The organism is Brenneria tiliae (genome assembly GCF_023347575.1).
Taxonomy (GTDB): Bacteria; Pseudomonadota; Gammaproteobacteria; order Enterobacterales; family Enterobacteriaceae; genus Brenneria; species Brenneria corticis.
In genome coordinates this window covers 15,589-30,406 of sequence record NZ_JAKPCB010000082.1, presented here as the reverse complement: position 1 = coordinate 30,406, position 14,818 = coordinate 15,589, and the positions used below count along the sequence as shown (strand labels likewise).

Below are 14,818 nucleotides of genomic sequence, written 5' to 3'. Positions count from 1 at the left end.
GCGACCTGTTTTCGCTGAGCTTATTCGTCTGGAATAAGCATTTTTCTCAGGCCGTCAATTGCCGATTATTGTTTGTTTTATCAATAAACTACGGGGCGATATAATGTGCCGGTCGGGAAGTGGCGACGGGCGATTTGCGCCCAATATAATTTGGGGAAATCGTCGCCATTGCGTTAATTATAGCAAAAATAGGCGTGGTGGTTTTCTCGCGTAATTTGATATATGGCGCAGGGGCAATCCTGGGGGAATATTGCCCGCCGCGGGAGTGTGATTCAGTTAACAATATTCTCCCGCCGCGGAGGGGGATTTTTTACCCATTACGGCGTGGAGGGGGCGTGGATATTTCCCGTCATTCGCCTACTCGCTCATCAGGCTGACGTGCGCGGCGACGATGCGCCATCCCTCAGGCAGTTTCACCCAGGTTTGCATCTGGCGGCCGATTTTAGCGCTGCCCTCGCGGCGGAATTCCGTACTGGCCACCGCCATATCGTCGCCGTAAGTGGTGATCACCGTATTTTGCAGCGTGCGCTCCAGTCCGGCGGACGGACGGGCAAGACGGAACGCGCGTATTTCATCGATGCCGTAAAGGTTTTCACTTGCCCCATAGCGAACGGTGTGGCCGTGGGACCAGAACAGTTCATCCAGTACTTCTATATCGTTACTCGTCAAGGCTTTTTCATAGCGGTAAAAGGCGGCGCTTACGTCGGCCAGTACGCTGGGATGGTTAATGTCATCAAGTTGCATCGGAACGGCTCCTGAGAAGAACAACGTTTAACAAAATTAAAAGCCCGCGGCGCTGCCGTTGCTGCGGGGATCGAACGCCCCTTCCAGCATGCCGTTGGTATGGCGGACGATGGCCCCCGCATGGCCGACGGTTTCGCTAAAGCCGCTCAGCAACTCGACGTCATGACCCAGTGCGCGCAGCGCGTCGACGGTGGCGGGATTAAAGCGATCTTCAAGTTTCAGGGTATCGGAAGATTGCCCCCAGGTGCGGCCCAGCAGCCAGCGCGGGGCGGTGATTGCCTGTTGCAGCGGTAATCCCTGAAGCACGTGGCGGATAAACAGCGCGGCCTGCGTCTGGGGTTGGCCGTCGCCGCCCATCGATCCGTAGACCATGGTGCGGCCGTCCGACAGCCTTGCCGCCGCCGGATTTAAGGTATGGAACGGCTGTTTGCCGGGCTCCAGCGCCAGCAGATGGCCGGGGTCAAGGCTGAAAGCGGCGCCGCGATTCTGCCATAGCACCCCGGTTCCCGGCAGTACCACGCCGCTGCCGAATTCGTGGTAGATGCTCTGAATAAAAGAGACGCACAGCCCGCTGCTATCGCATACCCCCATCCATACCGTATCGCCGGGGCCTTTGCCCGCGTTCCACGGCGCGGCGCGGCGGGTATCGATCCGGTGCGCCATGATGCCGAGCCTGTCGGGCGCCAGCAGCGCCTGAACGTCCTGGGTCATCATTTTGGGGTCGGTGATAAACCGGTCGCGCAGGCCGAAAGCCAGCTTGGTGGCTTCGACAATGCGGTGCACGGTCTGGCTGTCGCTTAAATCCGCCATGGCGAGGTGGTCGGTCAGGCCGAGGATGGCTAATGACACCAGCCCCTGGGTCGGCGGCGCGAGGTTATAAATATCGCCTTTGCTGTGCCGCAGGCGCAGCGGCGTAGTGCGTCTGGCGCGGTAGTTCGCCAAATCATCATGAGTCAGCGGCATGCCGGCCAGGGTCATTTGCTGCGCGAAACGCTCAGCCAGCGAACCGCGGTAAAAGCCGTCCAGTCCTTCCAGCGTCAGCAGCGTCAACGTATCGGCCAGATCGGGCTGGGTGAAGCGGCTGCCGGCGCGGGGAATGGCGCCCTGCGGCATGAAAACCCGGCTGAACTCCCGCAGGTCGGCCAGCTCGTGATAGTGCTGGGTGAGCGCGTCCTCCTGCGACTGCGTAACGGGAATGCCGTCGGCCGCATAGCGGATGGCGTCGGAGAGTAAACGGGCGACGGGCAGCGCGCTGTCCCCCAGTTCCTGAGAGAATTTCAGCGCTTCCTGCCAGCCGCCCACCGTTCCGGCGACGGTCAGCGCGGCCTTGGGGCCGCGATGCGGAATGCGGGTTTCGCCCTGATAAAAGTCGCGGCTGGCAAGCCGGCCCGCCGCGCCGCTGGCGTCGATGGCGATCGGCTCGCCCTGGGGCGGCAGAATTAACCAGAATCCGTCGCCGCCGAGTCCGTTCATATGGGGATAAACCACCGCGATAGTGGCCGCCGCCGCCACCATCGCTTCAATGGCGTTGCCCCCTTCGCGCAGAATGGCCTGCGCGCTGGCGCTGGCCAAATGATGTGGCGTCACCGCCATGCCCAGTGGCGCGCTATTGCTTTGCATCATGCCGTGGTTCCTTTTTTGTCCGGCGGTTGGGGAAATCAAGTCACCCTGGTGTTAAGCAAACGCCGTTCCAGTTTTGCCGGCTGTTTAATCATCGTCGGCTTGTGGTATGTTGCGATGAAATAAACTGAAACGAAAGTTACAGCCGATAGGTGAATAGCGTCATGAAGCAGATTGATGAACGGTTACGGCATCGCTACAGCGAACTTTCCCCACAGGAACAGCGGGTTGCGGATTTTATTTTCGACCATATCGATGATTTGATCGGCTACAACAGCGCTGAGCTGGCGCGGCTGAGCGGCGTATCCAAAGCCACGGTCAGCCGCTTGTTCAAGCGCCTCGGCTACGCCAGCTATCGCGCCATGCGCGAGGAGTTGCGCACGCTGCGCCAGAGCGGGATGCCGCTGGCGGATCACCGTGACGCGGTGCAGGGCAATACCCTGCTGGCGCGCCATTACAAACAGGAAATGGCGAATCTGACCCAGTGGATCAATCAGATCGATCCGGCGTGTTTCGGGGCGGTTATCGCCGCCATGATGCGGGCGCGGCGCCTGTGCATCGTCGGCCTGCGCAACAGCTATCCGGTGGCGCTGCATCTGCGCCAGCAGCTGGTGCAGATCCGCCAGCAGGTGATGCTGCTGGTTCAGCCGGGGCAAACGCTGTCGGAGGAGCTGGTGGATGTGAATGAAGAGGATGTGGTGGTGGTGGTGGCTTTCCGCCGCCGCTCCCGGATTATCCAACCGTTACTGGCGGAGCTGCACGCCAGGCGGATCCCGGTACTGTTGTTGTGCGAACCGCAGGCGCACGCCTTGCCGTCATTGGCAACCTGGTCGCTGTACGCGCCCCTGGACAGCGTTTCCGCCTTTGACAGCTACGCCTCCGCCATGAGCCTGGTCAATCTGCTCAGCAACGCGTTACTGCATGAAATGCTGCGCGACGGCCGCCAGCGCATTCATCATATTGCCGCTCTTTATAGCGAGCTGGACGAACTGGAACAGCGATAGCGGGGCACGAAAATGGTGCTGACGCACCAATTTGGTTCAACTCCGTTGCGCTTTTGTCCGCTAGGCGAACCATAACGGCAGCGGTTACGCTATCTCCCGCCGTTCATTAATGCTGGCATGCTCCTTGCTTGAATTTGCAACGATGGTTTCAATTTTTGCGTTTAAAGAATCTTTCGTTTCAAAATAATTTAACCGGGGGCAGATACGATGTTGATCAAAAAGCTGGGCATTAAAAAATGTTTGCTGGCGATAGCCGGCGCCGCGCTGTTACTGACACATGCCGGCGGCGTGATGGCCGACCAGCTGCAGGATATCGAGAAGCGCGGCGTGCTGCGCGTGGCGGTGCCGCAGGATTTCCCGCCGTTTGGATCGGTGGGGACGGATTTACAGCCGCAGGGGTATGACATCGACATTGCGCGCTATCTGGCGCAGGAGATGAAACTGAAGTTGCAGCTGGTGCCGGTCACCAGCGCCAACCGCGTCCCCTATCTGCAAACCAATAAAGTGGATCTGGTGATTTCCAGCCTGGGTAAAAACGCCGAGCGCGAAAAAGTGATCGACTTCAGCCGCGCCTACGCGCCGTTCTTCCTCGGCGTGTTTGGTCCGCAGGCAGGCGAGGTCGGCGCGCCGGAGGCGCTGCGGGACAAGAACGTCGGGGTAACGCGCGGGGCGGTGGAAGATATGGTGCTGACGGAGATTGCGCCGAAAGAGGCGCGGATTAAACGCTACGAAGATAACAACACCACGCTGTCCGCTTATCTGTCCGGCCAGGTGGAATACATCGCTACCGGCAACCTGGTGGTGGCGGCCATCGCCGCGCAGAATCCGACCAAAGCGCCGGTGGCGAAATTTATGCTGAAAGATTCGCCGTGCTACATCGGCCTGAAAAAAAATGAGCCGGCGTTAAAAGCCAAAGTGGACGCGTTAATCGACAAGGCTTTGCAAGACAACACCCTTAACGCCCTGTCGGAAAAATGGCTTAAAGCGCCGCTGCCTGACAGCATCAAGGCATAACGGGGGCCGGCGATGACCTATCAGCTTGATTTTACCGCCCTGTTGCCGTTCTGGCCTGAGCTGCTGGCGGGCTTATGGGTCACCATTGAGCTGACGGCGCTGGCAACCATCGGCGGCATCGCCATCGGTATCTGCGGCGCCGCCTTGCGCAGCGGAAAACCCACGCTGCCGGGCAGGCTGTGGGGCCTCTATGTCGAGGCGATCCGCAATACGCCGTTTGTGGTGCAGCTGTTTTTTATCGTCTTCGGCCTGCCCAGCCTGGGGTGGAAACTTACCGCCGGGCAGGCGGCGCTGCTGGCGATGCTGATCAATCTGGGCGCCTATAGCACGGAAATTATCCGCGCGGGCATTCAGGTGACGCCGAAAGGTCAATGGGAAGCGGCCAGAGTGCTGGGGCTGTCGTGCTGGCAGACGTTTTTCCGGGTGATTCTGCCGCCGTCGCTGCAGCGGATTTATCCGGCGCTGGTCAGCCAGTGCATTATCGTGATGCTGGGATCGTCGGTGGTATCGCAGGTTGCCTATGAGGAGCTGACCTTTGCCGCCAACCTGATCCAGTCGCGTACTTTCCTGAGTTTCGAGGTGTATCTGGCGACCACGCTGTGCTATCTGGCGCTGTCGGTCCTGATGCGTCAACTGTTGCTGCTGGCGGGCCGGCGCTTTCTGGGGAGTCAGCCGTCATGATGACTTTTACCGACTGGGACATCGTCCGCAACCTGCTGCTGGCGGCGCGCTGGACCCTGCTGCTGTCGCTGACGGCCTTTATCGGCGGCGCCGTGGTGACGTTGCCGCTGATGCTGTTGCGGCTCACCAGGCGCAAATGGCCGACGCGCGCTATCCGTCTCTATTCCGAGCTGTTTCAGGGCACGCCGCTGCTGATGCAGCTGTTCCTCGCCTTTTTCGGACTGGCGCTGTTCGGCATCGACGTCAGCCCCTGGACGGCGGCGGCGCTGGCGCTGACGCTGTTTACCAGCGCGTTTCTGGTGGATATCTGGTGCGGCAGCGTAGAGGCGTTGCCCAAAGGGCAGTGGGAGGCGTCGCGCTGTCTGGGGCTGAATTTCGGGCAAACGCTCTACCGGGTAGTTGCGCCGCAGGCGATGCGTATCGCCATCGCGCCGACGGTAGGCTTTTCCGTGCAGGTAATCAAGGGCACGGCGCTGGCGTCGATTATCGGTTTCGTCGAACTGACCAAGGCGGGCACCATGCTGAACAACGTCACCTATCAGCCGTTCAAGGTTTTCGGTCTGGTGGCGCTGGGCTATTTCCTGATGTGCTATCCGCTTTCCTATTACAGCCGTTATCTGGAGAAGAAATTCAATGCCGCTCATCACCATTAATCAGGTGCAGAAATATTACGGCCGCAACCATGTGCTGAAAGGCGTGGATCTGGATATTGAAATGGGCGAAGTCATTTCGATTATCGGGCGCAGCGGTTCCGGCAAAAGCACCCTGCTGCGCTGTATCAACGGCCTGGAAGGGTATCAGGAAGGCAGCATCAAGCTGGGCGGCATGACGGTGACCGACCGCGACTCACAGGCGCGCGAAATCAGCCGTTCCGTGGGAATGGTGTTCCAGAATTTTAACCTGTTTCCCCATATGACCGCGCTGGAGAACGTGATGCTGGCGCCGCGCCGGGTGCTGGGAAAAAGCGCCGCCGAATGCCGCGCGCTGGGGGAACAGGTGCTGAACAAGGTGGGGCTGGGGGAACGAATCGACTATTACCCCGCCAGCCTGTCGGGCGGTCAGCAGCAGCGCGTGGCCATTGCGCGGGCGCTGGCGATGAACCCGAAGGTGTTGCTGTGCGATGAAATTACCTCGGCGCTGGACCCGGAACTGGTGGGCGAAGTGCTGAAAGTGCTGGAACAGCTTGCCGCCGAAGGCATGACGCTGATTCTGGTGACGCATGAGATGAACTTTGCCCGGGAAGTGGGCGATCGGGTGGTGTTTATGCATCAGGGCAAGGTGTGGGAGCAGGGCGACAGCAAAACGCTGTTCGCCAGCCCGCAGACCGCGGAGCTGAAGCAGTTTATCGCCTCGGTGCGCGGGCTGGCGGAGGCGTAATACTTTGCGCCCTTTGAAAAAGAGTATTTCGATAAAACAAAAGCTTGGAGCAAACCACAATGAATAGCGAGCTGTCTGCGCAGATCAATCCTCCCCATCGCCTGCTGATGGGGCCGGGGCCAATCAATGCCGACCCGCGGGTGTTGCGGGCGATGGCCAGTCAACTGGTCGGTCAGTACGACCCGGCGATGACCGACTATATGAATCAGGTGATGGAACTGTACCGCCGGCTGTTCCGTAGCGAAAATCGCTGGACGATGCTGGTGGACGGCACGTCGCGGGCCGGGATAGAGGCGATTCTGCTGTCGGCCATTCGCCCCGGCGACAAAGTGCTGGTGCCGGTGTTCGGCCGCTTCGGCCATCTGCTGTGCGAAATCGCCCGCCGTTGCCGCGCCGAGGTGCATACCATCGAGGCGCCCTGGGGCGAGGTGTTTACCCCGGATCGCATCGAAGACGCCATCAAAACCGTGCGTCCCCGCCTGCTGCTGACGGTGCAGGGCGATACCTCGACCACCATGCTGCAACCGCTGGAAGAACTGGGCGATATTTGCCGCCGTCACGGCGTGCTGTTTTATACCGATGCCACCGCCTCTTTCGGCGGCAACGCGCTGGAAACCGATCGCTGGGGATTGGATGCGGTTTCCGCCGGGCTGCAAAAATGCCTGGGCGGACCGTCCGGTAGTTCGCCCATTACCCTGAGCCCGCGGATGGAGGCGACGATCCGCCGCCGCAAATGCGTCGAGCAGGGGATCCGTACCGACGCCCATCGGGACGGCGAGGACGAAATGATCTACTCCAACTATTTTGATCTCGGCATGGTGATGGACTACTGGGGGCCGGAGCGTCTCAACCATCATACGGAAGCCACCAGCATGCTGTTCGCGGCCCGCGAATGCGCGCGGATCATTCTGGAAGAGGGGCTGGATCGCTGTATCGCCCGCCATGCCTTGCAGGGGGCGGCGCTGGTGGCCGGTATTCAGGCGATGGGGCTCGGCACCTTCGGCGATCTCGACCACCGGATGAACAACGTGCTGGGGGTGGTGATCCCGCAGGGGATCCACGGCGAGCAGGTGCGTAAAATGCTGCTGGAGGATTTCGCCATTGAGATCGGCACCTCGTTCGGACCGCTGCAGGGCAAGATCTGGCGCATCGGCACCATGGGCTATAACGCCCGCAAAGACTGCGTGATGCAGACGCTGAGCGCGCTGGAAGCGGTGCTGAATCGGCTGGGGTTCCGCTCGACGCAGGGGGCGGCGTTGCAGGCCGCGTGGGATTGCTACGCCGCCAATGAGGAATCTGCATGAGTGATGCCCCGATGTCGGCGTCCGCCGCGCTCGCCGCCGCCGGGCAGGTGATGGCCCGCTGCGACGCGCTGGCGGAAATCAGTGAAACCGCCGGGCAGCTCACCCGGGTATACCTGTCGCCGGAACACCTGCGCGCCAATGCGCTGGTGGGCGAATGGATGCGTGAAGCCGGGATGCGGGTCTGGCAGGACAGCGTCGGCAATATCTGCGGGCGCTATGAAGGCCGGCGGCCGGACGCGCCGGCGCTGTTGTTGGGCTCGCATCTGGATACGGTGCGCAATGCCGGACGCTACGACGGTATGCTGGGCGTATTGACGGCGATTGAAACGGTACGCTCTCTGCACCGGCGGGCCATTCGCCTGCCGGTCGCCCTGGAGATCGTCGGGTTCGGCGATGAAGAGGGTACCCGCTTCGGCATTACCCTGCTGGGCAGCCGCGGGCTGACCGGCACCTGGCCGGCGAACTGGCTGAGCCGTCGGGACGCGCAGGGCATCACGGTGGAACAGGCGTTGCGAAACGCCGGGCTGGATGCGCAGGCGATTGCCCGGGCGGCGCGTCCGGCCGGCGATATTGCCGCCTACCTTGAGCTGCATATCGAGCAGGGCCCCTGCCTGGAACAGCAGGATCTGGCGCTGGGGGTGGTCACGGCCATCAACGGGGCGCGGCGGCTGAACTGCGCCTTTCACGGCGTGGCGGGACACGCCGGGACGGTGCCGATGACGCAGCGTCAGGATGCGCTGGCTGCGGCGGCGCACTGGATGGTGCGGGCGGAGCGCCTGACGCGGGAGAGCGATCCCTACCTGGTCGCCACCTTCGGCACCCTGCAATGTTTGCCGGGGGCCGCCAACGTTATTCCCGGCGAGGTGCGTTTGACGCTGGATATCCGCGGTCCGGACGATACGGCGCTGGATGCGTTGCTGCACAAGCTGCTGGCGCTGGGCGACGAGATTGGCGGCGCGCGCGGCTGCCGGTTCGGCGCCGAAGAGTATTACCGGATTGCGGCCACCCGCTGCGATGCGGCTTTGCAGCAGCGGTTGAGCCGGGCGGTGACGCAGGTGCAGGGGCGCGCGCCGCTGTTGCCGAGCGGCGCGGGGCACGACGCGATAGCCATAGCCGAACGCTGGCCGGTCGCCATGCTGTTCGTTCGCTGCCGGGGGGGCATCAGCCATCATCCCGACGAGTCGGTAAGCACGGCGGACGTGGCGCAGGCGCTAAGAGCGCTGGAGGAGGTAGTACTCGGCTATCGGGATGAGGCGTCCGCCGTCAGTATTGCCGGATGATAAAGTAGCCGCGGCGGGGGCCCTCAGCGGGGCCGGCCGCCTTTTCACGTATCGCTCGCCGCCCGTCATCGACGAAAAATTCCCTTCCTCCGTCAGGCGGCGCGATGTTATTTATTTTAAGACGGTCATCATGACTTTCTTATAACACTCTTGTCATTCTGCATTATTATGATGACGATCATTCCCCGTGGCAAAATAGAGTGCTATCTAGTTAGCAACTCATCCAAATCATTCCTGGAGTCAGCGTATTATGAACCATTTGGAACTACAGGCTCTGCGCCAGCTTTTTTTTATGAGCATCGACGAAGCGGCAAACTATATTGCGGGTGATAATGATACGGAAATGTGGCGCAAATGGGAAAAGGGAGAGCGGGAAATACCTCCCGCCGTCAGCGAAACCCTGACGCTGATGAACAAAAAACGCAAAGAAAGGATCAGCGCCATCATTGAAAAGATAAATAATCGTATCGGGAATAACACCATGCGTTTTTTTCCCGATTACGACGCTTTTCGTGCGGTCTATACCGACGGGGATTATTTAGCGTGGAAGATATATCAATCCGTGGCGGCCGAACTCTATTCCCATAATCTGGAACGATTGTGCTAACAGGACAAATTCATGATCAATACCATCATACTTGTCGGCCCGCGCGCGTCAGGTAAAACCACGGTAGGAAAGATGCTGGCGGCCCGTTTAAAACTGGATTTCATTGATACGGACGAGGTGGTGCAGAAAAAAACCAACAAGACTATCGCGCAAATCGTCGATGAACAGGGGTGGGACAACTTTCGCATAATCGAAGGCCGGATATTGAAAGAGGTTACCCTCTCTGGCTGCATCATTGCCACCGGCGGCGGGATGGTGATCGCGCAGGAGAACCGCAATCACATGAAAAGCAAAGGTATTGTTTTTTATCTTGCGACATCGGCAGAGACGGTGGTCAAGCGCCTGCGCTCGAATCCGGCGGTGAGCCAGCGCCCCTCCCTGACGGGATTATCGATTACCGAAGAGATTGGCGGCATTATCAAAACGCGCGATCCGCTCTATCTGGAAAGCGCTCACTTTGTGATTAACGCCAATAACGGGAAAGAACAGGTCGCGCAGGAAATTAACGCCATTTACCATACCTTGCTGAACGACGCCGCTAATGATGCCGCAGCGATGATACCGCCGTTAACGGAATAAATATATTTTCAGATATGGATATTGCGGCGTAAAAATAACGCTCTCGACTGCCGAAATATTGCACGATTTGTCCTATGTAATGTATGAAAAATATGACCCGCGTCATAAAAATAAACAATATGTTTCCTTTGTCACAAATTTTAAAAAATAACCCTGACATACGCTATTTTATGTCGGAAATACGCTTGTTTTCTTTTATAAATACAGTCTATAGATACAATCTATGAATTAGCCTCAAAAAATGAATTATTTATTGATGGGGAGAGTTGCTAGCATGGGAATACATTAAGAAATGATATTTGTCATGCGCTGACTCATATATTTATTCACGCTTTAAACTGATTTGCCGAACCTCCAGCGGGAAAAGGGGCGAGAGCGTGCCTGACAGACAGTTTTTTGCGGCAAGTACAGGAAAGGAAATAGCGGCGACGCCATAAAAACATCCTTTCCAAAAAGGTTTATTATGAAAAACAAGTACATAGCAACATCTTTCGGGTTATATCTCAATTATCTGGTCCACGGTATGGGCGTTATCCTGATCAGTCTGAATATGGCCCATTTGCAGCAACAGTGGCAGACCGATGCGGCCGGGGTATCGGTAGTGATTTCCTCTCTGGGGATTGGCAGGTTAAGTGTTTTGCTCGTGGCGGGCATGCTTTCCGATCGCTTCGGCCGGCGGCCTTTTATCTATCTGGGGATGGCCTGCTATCTGGGGTTTTTTCTGGGGATCCTCAGTACGGAAAGCATCGTCGTCGCCTACTGCTTTGGTTTTCTGGCCGGGATGGCGAACAGTTTTCTCGACTCCGGCACCTATCCGACATTGATGGAAGCGTTTCCCAATACCCCCAGTACCGCCAATATCCTGATCAAAGCGTTTGTTTCCGGCGGTCAGTTTATTTTACCGATGATCATCAGCGTGCTGGTCTGGTTCGAACTCTGGTTCGGCTGGGCGTTCCTGATTGCCGCCAGCATTATGTTGCTTAACGCACTGTGCCTGTTCCGATGTCCTTTTCCGCCTCACGGCTCCCAGCCCGAGGCGGAGAAAGAAACCAATATCGCCGAACCGCCGATGGCCGAAGGCAGCCCCTGTAGGATGCTGGATCTCGTCAGCTTTACCCTTTATGGCTACATTTCCATGGCGACGTTCTATCTGGTCAGCCAATGGTTGGCGCAGTACGGGCAGTTTGTGGCGGGGATGCCCTATACCTCGTCGATCAGGCTGCTGAGTATCTATACCGTGGGTTCCCTGCTGTGCGTGTTTATCACCGCCGGTCTGGTGAAAAAAACGGTCAGTTCAACCACCCTGTTGATGCTGTATACGTTTATATCCTTTGTGGCGCTGTTGACGGTGTGCCTGCATCCTACCGTGACGACCGTGATGGTCTTCGCCTTCGTGATCGGCTTTTCCGCCGCGGGGGGCGTAATGCAGCTGGGGCTGACGCTGATGGCGATGCGTTTCCCTCATGCCAAAGGGAAGGCCACCGGTATTTTTTATAGCGCCGGCAGCCTGGCCACTTTCACTATTCCGTTGATCACCGCTAAATTATCGCAAACCAGCATCGCCAGTATTATGTGGTTTGATGTCGGCCTCTCGGCCGTCGGTTTCCTGATCGCGTTGTTTATCGGCTATCGCAATATGAAGGAGCGCCGCGGCGCGATAAAGATAAATCAGCTTCAGGTTTGACGCGCAATGGCCGCGCTACCTGAACTGCATCCGCTGGCAATCGCTGAAGATAAATTTCTTGAACGCCAGCGCGGCGGGCGATAACGCCTGGTCTTTCCGGGTCGCCAGATGGATATAGCGCGTCGGACCGGGATCTTTAATGCCCATGACGTGAACGTCGGCACGCGACAGCGTACCGGTGCGCGGCATAATCGCAATACCGTAATCAATGCTCACCAGCCCTGCCATCGCCGTATCCTCCTCGACGTAACAGGCGACCTCAGGGAGCAGTTTTTTTTGCATAAACATCCTGTCGATAAACTGACGTAATCCGCTTTCCGGCGAATAAAAGATAAACGGATAGGGGATGGCCTCCTCCAGGGCGATTTCACTTTCACGGCGCTGCGCCAATGGATGGTTGCGGGCGGTCACCAGCACCAGCTCCTGACTGATTAACGGGATAAACTCGATTTCCGGCTCTTCCGGCGCCAGAGAACAGAGCGCCAGATCGAACTTGTCCGCCTTCAGGTCTTGCACAATCGAGGCGGTGGTTCCCTGATAAAAGCGAAAGCGTTTGTTTTCATTACCGGGGAGACGGATAAAACGGTCGATCAGCCGTGGAACCACCGTCTCTCCCATGGTATAGATAAAACCCAGGCTGATAACGTCCTCCTGAGTACCGCTTATCTGGCGTAGCGCAAAACGGCCGTTTTCCAGCTCAAGCAGCGCATTTTCCACATAGGGTAAAAATATTTTGCCGCACTGCGTTATGCGCACATTCCTGCCGGATTTTTCAAATAGCGTCACTCCCAGCTCTTTTTCAAGCTCGGATATCGCATGGCTTAACGAAGGTTGGGCGATAAACAGGCTCGACGCCGCTTCCGTATAATGCTGCTTTTCAGCCAGACGCTTAAAATAGTGTAATTGCTTTAAATTCATACGGTTTCTCGTGGCATTAACGCGCTATTCACTCTACTGCCGGCCGGCGGCATCTGCCGCTGGCCGAGTCATATTACCCGGCGCTGAGGGATATCCGGTCGCTTAATAACATCGAAGAATTATACAGAGTGGAAGGGAAGCGCAAGGACCCCGGCGAGCGGCGTGCAAAATTATTATGGCGCCGTGCAATATAGCATGTCCTTTTTACCGCTTAAGGCGGCATGGCACGGTAAATAAGTTGTTAATTTAAGACGCAGCCAAACAGAGATAATGATAATCGTGACCTGGCCGCCGGGTTGCGGATAAAAATATTTTACGTTATCCATCACTCTTTGGCTTAAATAAGTTTTAACTACTTCGCAAAATGAAAAAATTGTGCCGCGCCGCCACGGCGCGTCCTTTATCATTCAGGCTATGTGTTGATTTTGTAAAATAACAAACAAATTATCAACAAGGGAGGCGGGGGCCTTCCCTGCGCCATGCAATAAAATTGAAAACAAAAACCTTATCTTACGTGTTAATCATTGTCATGGTTATATACATTAAATACAGGTATTAATTTAACGGTGTTTTATAAGAACTGTGATTTCAACCTGACAAAAAACAGCAAAAAGAAAAGTAAGACGGCCAGCATAATCCCGTCCGGAAAATCTATGTAATGAAAACATTAACGATAAGCGGAGAAAAGCATGAGCCAGAACAAGGCCTTCAACACGCCATTTTTATTAGCCGTCATCGGCATATATTTGAGCTATTTTCTTCACGGCGTCAGCGTTATTACCCTGGCGCAGAATATGACGCCTCTGGCGGAAAAGTTTAACACCGATAGCGCCGGGATCGCCTACGTGATTTCCGGGATAGGGCTGGGGAGGCTGATCAGCATCCTGTTCTTCGGCGTCATCTCGGATAAATTTGGCCGGCGCTCGGTTATTTTCCTGGGTATCGCGCTATATCTGCTGTTCTTCTTCGGCATCCTGCTCAGTCCTAATCTGATCGTGGCGTTTGTGCTGGCTTTCTGCGTCGGCGCGGCGAATGCGGCATTGGACACCGGCGGTTATCCGGCGCTGATGGAGTGCTATCCCAAAACGTCGGGCTCCGCGGTGATCCTGGTTAAGGCCATGGTCTCTTTCGGTCAGATGTTTTATCCCATGCTGGTCAGCTACCTGCTGGTCAGTCAGATATGGTACGGCTACGCGATGATTATACCCGGCGTGCTGTTCCTTCTGGTCACGCTGCTGGTGCTGAAGAGTAAATTCCCCAGCCAACTGGTGGACGCCAGCATCGCCAAAGAGCTGCCGCAGATGAACAGCAAGCCGCTGGCATGGCTGGAAGGCGTGGCCTCCATCGTGTTTGGCGTGGCGGCATTCTCGACCTTTTACGTCATCGTGGTGTGGATGCCGAAATACGCGATGGCCTTTGGCGGCATGGGGGAAGCCGAGGCGTTAAAAACCATCTCCTACTATAGCCTGGGCTCGCTGGTGTGCGTATTTTTCTTTGCCTTCCTGCTCAAAAGCATGGTTCGCCCGGTGTGGGCCAATGTCTTTAACGCCGGATTAGCCGTTATTACCGGGATCGTTATTTATCTCTATCCGTCGCCGCTGGTGTGTAATGTGGGGTCGTTTATCATCGGGTTCTCCGCCGCCGGCGGGATATTACAGCTTGGCGTTTCCGTTATGTCGGAGTTTTTTCCCAAAAGCAAAGCCAAAGTCACCGGCGTTTATATGATGATGGGCGGATTGGCCAATTTCGTTATTCCGCTGATTACCGGTTATTTATCCACCATTGGCTTGCAATACATCATATTACTGGATGTGGTATTCGCCAGCATCGCCTTTATCACCGCGATAGTGGTCTTTGTTCGTTACTATAAGGTATTCAAAATTCCAGAAAATGATTTGCGTTTTGGCGAGCGATTCTTTCAGTAATCTTATCAATAGACGTGAGCATTATCGAAAATTAAATACGCCCGTTATCTTGAAGTGTAAAGAATATAGGGCGTGAATCAG

14 protein-coding genes are annotated in these 14,818 nt (G+C 56.8%); 11 read left to right on the top strand and 3 right to left on the bottom strand.

Annotated features, from left to right (window positions below):
- Positions 1-357 precede the first annotated feature (357 nt).
- A complete protein-coding gene (hpxZ, locus tag MFP24_RS01245; RefSeq protein WP_249228860.1) occupies positions 358-744 on the bottom strand; it encodes an oxalurate catabolism protein HpxZ in 387 nt (128 codons plus the stop codon).
- A gap of 36 nt (positions 745-780) precedes the next feature.
- The gene (locus MFP24_RS01240; RefSeq protein WP_249228859.1) at positions 781-2,367 is read right to left on the bottom strand and encodes a gamma-glutamyltransferase family protein; all 1,587 of its coding nucleotides are present in this window, start codon (positions 2,365-2,367) and stop codon (positions 781-783) included.
- Positions 2,368-2,528: 161 nt separating this feature from the next.
- On the opposite strand from MFP24_RS01240, the gene MFP24_RS01235 reads away from it, so the two are divergent.
- From MFP24_RS01235 to MFP24_RS01190, 10 genes are all read left to right on the top strand, one after another.
- A complete protein-coding gene (locus MFP24_RS01235; RefSeq protein WP_249228858.1) occupies positions 2,529-3,368 on the top strand; it encodes a MurR/RpiR family transcriptional regulator in 840 nt (279 codons plus the stop codon).
- A gap of 228 nt (positions 3,369-3,596) precedes the next feature.
- Entirely contained in the window at positions 3,597-4,382 is a 786-nt protein-coding gene (locus MFP24_RS01230; protein ID WP_249228877.1) for a transporter substrate-binding domain-containing protein, read from the top strand.
- A gap of 12 nt (positions 4,383-4,394) precedes the next feature.
- Positions 4,395-5,063 carry an amino acid ABC transporter permease gene (locus tag MFP24_RS01225; protein WP_249228857.1) on the top strand — a complete coding sequence of 223 codons (669 nt, stop codon included), beginning with the start codon at positions 4,395-4,397 and terminating at the stop codon, positions 5,061-5,063.
- Entirely contained in the window at positions 5,063-5,716 is a 654-nt protein-coding gene (locus MFP24_RS01220) for an amino acid ABC transporter permease (protein ID WP_249228876.1), read from the top strand. Before MFP24_RS01225 ends, MFP24_RS01220 begins: the two co-directional genes overlap by 1 nt.
- Entirely contained in the window at positions 5,697-6,440 is a 744-nt protein-coding gene (locus tag MFP24_RS01215; RefSeq protein ID WP_249228856.1) for an amino acid ABC transporter ATP-binding protein, read from the top strand. The genes MFP24_RS01220 and MFP24_RS01215 overlap by 20 nt, the downstream gene beginning before the upstream one ends.
- Before the next feature lie 59 nt (positions 6,441-6,499).
- Complete coding sequence (locus tag MFP24_RS01210) at positions 6,500-7,744, top strand: pyridoxal-phosphate-dependent aminotransferase family protein (protein ID WP_249228855.1); 1,245 nt, start codon at positions 6,500-6,502, stop codon at positions 7,742-7,744.
- Entirely contained in the window at positions 7,741-9,024 is a 1,284-nt protein-coding gene (gene hpxK, locus MFP24_RS01205; protein ID WP_249228854.1) for an allantoate amidohydrolase, read from the top strand. The genes MFP24_RS01210 and hpxK overlap by 4 nt, the downstream gene beginning before the upstream one ends.
- A gap of 250 nt (positions 9,025-9,274) precedes the next feature.
- Positions 9,275-9,631, top strand: a complete 357-nt coding sequence (locus MFP24_RS01200) for a YdiL family protein (RefSeq protein ID WP_249228853.1) — start codon at positions 9,275-9,277, stop codon at positions 9,629-9,631.
- 12 nt (positions 9,632-9,643) lie between these two features.
- Positions 9,644-10,210: a shikimate kinase AroL gene (aroL, locus tag MFP24_RS01195; protein WP_249228852.1), complete on the top strand. Its 567-nt coding sequence runs from the start codon at positions 9,644-9,646 to the stop codon at positions 10,208-10,210.
- A 463-nt stretch (positions 10,211-10,673) separates the two neighbouring features.
- Positions 10,674-11,894 carry an MFS transporter gene (locus MFP24_RS01190; RefSeq protein WP_249228851.1) on the top strand — a complete coding sequence of 407 codons (1,221 nt, stop codon included), beginning with the start codon at positions 10,674-10,676 and terminating at the stop codon, positions 11,892-11,894.
- 15 nt (positions 11,895-11,909) lie between these two features.
- Here the strand turns inward: MFP24_RS01190 and MFP24_RS01185 are convergent, their stop codons facing one another.
- Positions 11,910-12,812 (bottom strand): LysR family transcriptional regulator, encoded by a 903-nt coding sequence (locus MFP24_RS01185; RefSeq protein ID WP_249228850.1) that lies wholly within the window; start codon positions 12,810-12,812, stop codon positions 11,910-11,912.
- A 689-nt stretch (positions 12,813-13,501) separates the two neighbouring features.
- Here MFP24_RS01185 and MFP24_RS01180 point away from each other — a divergent pair.
- Positions 13,502-14,737 (top strand): MFS transporter, encoded by a 1,236-nt coding sequence (locus MFP24_RS01180; RefSeq protein ID WP_249228849.1) that lies wholly within the window; start codon positions 13,502-13,504, stop codon positions 14,735-14,737.
- Positions 14,738-14,818 lie beyond the last annotated feature (81 nt).

Excerpts from the sequence above, each read along its gene's own strand:
- hpxZ (WP_249228860.1), bottom strand. The coding sequence starts at position 744 with ATGCAACTTGATGACATTAACCATCCCAGCGTACTGGCCGACGTAAGC.
- MFP24_RS01240 (WP_249228859.1), bottom strand. The coding sequence starts at position 2,367 with ATGATGCAAAGCAATAGCGCGCCACTGGGCATGGCGGTGACGCCACAT.
- MFP24_RS01235 (WP_249228858.1), top strand. The coding sequence starts at position 2,529 with ATGAAGCAGATTGATGAACGGTTACGGCATCGCTACAGCGAACTTTCC.
- MFP24_RS01225 (WP_249228857.1), top strand. The coding sequence starts at position 4,395 with ATGACCTATCAGCTTGATTTTACCGCCCTGTTGCCGTTCTGGCCTGAG.
- MFP24_RS01220 (WP_249228876.1), top strand. The coding sequence starts at position 5,063 with ATGACTTTTACCGACTGGGACATCGTCCGCAACCTGCTGCTGGCGGCG.
- MFP24_RS01215 (WP_249228856.1), top strand. The coding sequence starts at position 5,697 with ATGCCGCTCATCACCATTAATCAGGTGCAGAAATATTACGGCCGCAAC.
- MFP24_RS01210 (WP_249228855.1), top strand. The coding sequence starts at position 6,500 with ATGAATAGCGAGCTGTCTGCGCAGATCAATCCTCCCCATCGCCTGCTG.
- hpxK (WP_249228854.1), top strand. The coding sequence starts at position 7,741 with ATGAGTGATGCCCCGATGTCGGCGTCCGCCGCGCTCGCCGCCGCCGGG.
- MFP24_RS01200 (WP_249228853.1), top strand. The coding sequence starts at position 9,275 with ATGAACCATTTGGAACTACAGGCTCTGCGCCAGCTTTTTTTTATGAGC.
- aroL (WP_249228852.1), top strand. The coding sequence starts at position 9,644 with ATGATCAATACCATCATACTTGTCGGCCCGCGCGCGTCAGGTAAAACC.
- MFP24_RS01190 (WP_249228851.1), top strand. The coding sequence starts at position 10,674 with ATGAAAAACAAGTACATAGCAACATCTTTCGGGTTATATCTCAATTAT.
- MFP24_RS01185 (WP_249228850.1), bottom strand. The coding sequence starts at position 12,812 with ATGAATTTAAAGCAATTACACTATTTTAAGCGTCTGGCTGAAAAGCAG.
- MFP24_RS01180 (WP_249228849.1), top strand. The coding sequence starts at position 13,502 with ATGAGCCAGAACAAGGCCTTCAACACGCCATTTTTATTAGCCGTCATC.